The following is a 3,872-nucleotide window of genomic DNA, read 5'->3' as shown; positions in this document are numbered from 1 at the left end:
GCCGCTGCGCCGGGACCGCCGTCCCCGACGGCACGGCCCGCAGGGGCGGCGACGGCAGCCGCTCGCTCCAGCAGCCGGTGAGCAGGGCCCGGACGAGAGGGTTCTCCCGCGCGGACGACACCGTCCACTCGGCGACGGCGACGAGCCGCCCGCCCACGTCCTCGAAGTCACCCGTGAACGCCCGCTCGACCCCGGCGAGATAGCCGTCCGCCTCCCGCCGCACCAGCGCCCGCGCGAGCCCGTCCTTGCTGCCGAACTCGTTGTACAGCGTCTGCCGGGACACCCCGGCCGCAGCCGCCACGTCCACCATCCGCACCGTCGACCACGACCGGCGTGCCAGCGCCGCGAAAGCGGCGTCCAGCAGAGACTCCCGCGCTGAGGGCATCGCCGCCTCCCTGGGCCGAGCAACTCTGCCGCCCAGATTTGACGCGCCCGCAGCCAGTGTCAAGGGTGCGCGGGACGACCGCCCGGCGGACGGCCGGAACACGTCACTCCCGTACCCCGCGCCCTCGGGCGTGCCGAAACCGACACCAAGCCGCAACCGCGCGCATGGCCCCGCCCCCACCACGACAGATACGGTTCCCCCATGCCGGACTACCTCGACGATCTCCGCCTCGCGCACGTCCTCGCGGACGCGGCCGACGCGGCCACCACGGCCCGTTTCAAGGCCCTCGACCTGAAGGTCGAGACGAAGCCGGACATGACTCCGGTGAGCGAGGCCGACAAGGCGGCCGAGGAGCTGATCCGGGGCCAGTTGCAGCGGGCGAGGCCCCGGGACGCGATCCTCGGCGAGGAGTACGGCGTCGAGGGCACGGGCCCTAGGCGCTGGGTGATCGATCCGATCGACGGCACGAAGAACTACGTGCGCGGCGTCCCCGTCTGGGCGACGCTGATCGCGCTGACGGAGGCCGGCGAGGGCGGCTACCACCCCGTCGTCGGCCTGGTCTCGGCGCCGGCGCTGGGCCGTCGCTGGTGGGCGGCGAAGGGGCACGGCGCGTTCACGGGCCGCTCCCTGTCCTCGGCGTCCCGCCTGCACGTCTCCCGGGTGAGCGACCTCGCCGACGCCTCCTTCGCCTACTCCTCCCTCTCCGGCTGGGAGGAGCGCGGCACCCTGAACGGCTTCCTGGACCTGACCCGTGAGGTGTGGCGGACGCGCGCGTACGGCGACTTCTGGTCGTACATGATGGTCGCCGAGGGCGCGGTGGACCTGTGCGCGGAGCCGGAGCTGTCCCTGTGGGACATGGCGGCGACGTCGATCGTGGTGACGGAGGCGGGCGGCACGTTCACCGGTCTGGACGGCCGTCCGGGGCCCCACAGCGGGAACGCCGCCGCGTCGAACGGGCTGCTGCACGACGAGTTGCTGGGGTATCTGAACCAGCGGTACTGATGTCGTGGGGGGTGTTCTTCCGGCGGCGCATTTGAGCGCACGCGCCCTCAACTGACCACGCGCGCCCCCTTGTTGACCCCGGCTTTACCTGCGACTCTGAGGACACCCCCACTTGTGCATTTGTGAATCCCTGAACTTACCCGGGATCACAGGAGGAGGTCACCCTCGATGCTCGTCCACCAAGCCATGAGCCGGACCGTCCTGACCATCGGCCCCGCCCACACCCTCCGCCAGGCCGCCGCCCTGATGTCCGCACGCCGGGTCGGCGCGGCCGTCGTCCTCGACCCCGACGCCGGCGGCATCGGCATCCTCACGGAGCGGGACATCCTCAACTCCGTGGGGCTCGGCCAGAACCCCGACAGCGAACACGCCCACGCCCACACCACCACGGACGTCGTCTTCGCGACGCCCTCGATGCCGCTGGAGGAGGCGGCGCGGGCGATGACGCGGGGCGGGTTCCGGCATCTCGTCGTGCTGGAGGGGGGCGAGCCGGCCGGGATCGTGTCCGTGCGGGACATCGTGCGCTGCTGGGCACCGGCGGGGCTGCGGGTACCGGCGTAGGCCTCGGACGCGCGGTGGGCCGCCCCCTCGCGGGGAACGGCCCACCGTTCCGACGGGCGGTCCAGTGCTGGGGCCGCTGCGCAAGGCCCGGAACGCGGCCGTCCAGCCGCCCGTCGAACTCATCACGGATCCTACATTGGACTAATTCCAAGTCAAGCCAGCTTCCAAAGTCACACCCGTTCGGAAAACTGCACCCGGCTGTTAATCTGGACGGCATGAGTGACCTTCTGGAGCGGCTGCGCGGACGCGGATGGCGTATGACCGCACAGCGGCGTGTCGTGGCCGAAGTCCTCGACGGCGAACACGTCCACCTCACGGCCGACGAGGTGCACTCCCGCGCGGTGGCGAAACTCCCGGAGATCTCCCGGGCGACGGTCTACAACACCTTGGGCGAGCTGGTCACCCTGGGCGAAGTCCTGGAAGTCTCCACGGACAGACGAGCCAAGCGCTACGACCCCAACGCCCACCGCCCCCACCACCACCTCGTCTGCGCCCACTGCGGCACCATCCGAGACGTCCACCCCACCGGCAACCCCCTCACCGACCTCCCCTCCACGGAGCGCTTCGGCTTCACCATCGAGGCGGTAGAGGTCACGTACAAGGGCATCTGCCCGAACTGCGCAAAGGCGTAATCCCCTCTGGGGGATGCACTGAGGGCCCGGAACCTGTTCCCAGATTCCGGGCCCTCATCAGTAGCGGGGACAGGATTTGAACCTGCGACCTCTGGGTTATGAGCCCAGCGAGCTACCGAGCTGCTCCACCCCGCGTCGGTGAACCCAACCTTACGCACCCCACCCCCAGGAGGCAAATCACTTCCCCCCACCCTCACGCACTCAACTCCTCCCGCAACGCATCCCGCAGCCGAGCCGCCCGCTCCCCCACCTCCCCGGGCCCCAGCTCCACCGCCCGGGAAGCCCACCGCTGCCCCTCGACCAACTCCCCCCGCCGAGCGCAGACCAGCGCAAGCCGAAGGGCGGCACGGCCATGACCGGCGGCAGCCGCCCGCTGCCACCACACGACGGCCTCGGGCTCGCTCCCCTCACGCGCAAGCAGCAGTCCGAGATTGAACGCCCCGTTCCGGGACCCCGCCTCCGCGGCGGACCGGTACCAGCGGGCCGCCTCGACGACGTCCCCCCGCCCGGCAGCCAGCATCCCCACCCGCACCTGGGCCCGCCGATGCCCTTGGGAGGCGGCCCGCTCGTACCACTCCTCGCACTCGGTCTTCTCCCGCACAGGCTCCCCCAGCTCATGCGCGGACACGGCGGGCCGCCGCGCGTCGAGCAGCGCGGCCAGCCGGTACGCGGCCTCCGCGCTCCCCCCACCCGCGGCACACCGGAGATGCCGCTCGGCGGCCTGCTCGTCCCCCTCTCGCAGCTGAGCCATCCCCACCTGGAGCGCGGCCTCGGTGTGCCCGGCGGCAGCCGCCCGCTCGTACCACCGCAGCGCGGCCTCCTCCTCCCCCCGCCCGGCGTGCAGGATCCCGAGGTTGAAGGCGGCGTCGACGCTCCCGGACTCGGCGGCCTTGGAGAACCAGGGCTCGGCCCCGCTCGCGTCCCCGTTCTGGAGCAGCAGAATGGCGAGCGCGTTGGCGGCCTCCCGGTGCCCGACGTACGCGGCCCGCCGGTACCACTGCTCGGCCTGCGCCACGCGCCCCTGCTCGGCGCAGAGCAGCCCGAGGTTGTAGGCGCCGTTGATGTCACCGGCGTCCATGGCGGCCCGGTACCACCGCTCGGCGGTCTGGTTCTGCCCCCGCTCCGCGTGCAGCGCACCGAGCGCGTTCGCGGCGTTCCCGTCCCCGTCCTGGGCCCCCCGCAGCCACCAGATCGCGGCGTTCTCGACGTCCCCGGCGTCACGCAGCAGTTCCTCGATCTCCGGCACCAGCTCCGCCACGCGCGCCTCGTCGCCCCTGTCACGAGCCAGAGTC

General features: G+C 72.1%; 5 protein-coding genes and 1 tRNA gene. 3 read left to right on the top strand and 3 right to left on the bottom strand.

Going from position 1 to position 3,872, the window contains the following annotated elements:
- A partial coding sequence (locus ACVNF4_RS33525; protein ID WP_461806642.1) for a TetR/AcrR family transcriptional regulator occupies positions 1 to 385 on the bottom strand: 385 nt, incomplete at its 3' end.
- A gap of 201 nt (positions 386 to 586) precedes the next feature.
- Between ACVNF4_RS33525 and hisN the strand changes: the two genes are divergently transcribed.
- The 3 genes from hisN to ACVNF4_RS33510 all read left to right on the top strand — a co-directional run bounded on the left by hisN (position 587) and on the right by ACVNF4_RS33510 (position 2,580).
- Entirely contained in the window at positions 587 to 1,387 is an 801-nt protein-coding gene (gene hisN / locus ACVNF4_RS33520; RefSeq protein ID WP_461806641.1) for a histidinol-phosphatase, read from the top strand.
- Positions 1,388 to 1,555: 168 nt separating this feature from the next.
- Positions 1,556 to 1,948 carry a CBS domain-containing protein gene (locus ACVNF4_RS33515; RefSeq protein ID WP_461806640.1) on the top strand — a complete coding sequence of 131 codons (393 nt, stop codon included), beginning with the start codon at positions 1,556 to 1,558 and terminating at the stop codon, positions 1,946 to 1,948.
- A 215-nt stretch (positions 1,949 to 2,163) separates the two neighbouring features.
- Positions 2,164 to 2,580, top strand: a complete 417-nt coding sequence (locus ACVNF4_RS33510) for a Fur family transcriptional regulator (protein WP_461806639.1) — start codon at positions 2,164 to 2,166, stop codon at positions 2,578 to 2,580.
- 61 nt (positions 2,581 to 2,641) lie between these two features.
- Here ACVNF4_RS33510 and ACVNF4_RS33505 read toward each other — a convergent pair.
- A tRNA-Met gene (locus ACVNF4_RS33505) sits at positions 2,642 to 2,715 on the bottom strand.
- Positions 2,716 to 2,773: 58 nt separating this feature from the next.
- Positions 2,774 to 3,872: tetratricopeptide repeat protein (locus ACVNF4_RS33500; protein ID WP_461806638.1), on the bottom strand; the 1,099-nt coding region annotated here is incomplete at its 5' end.

The sequence above is a fragment of the Streptomyces sp. S6 genome, assembly GCF_054880855.1.
The sequence above is the reverse complement of the archived record's forward strand: the minus strand, read 5'-3'. Positions and strand labels throughout refer to the sequence as shown.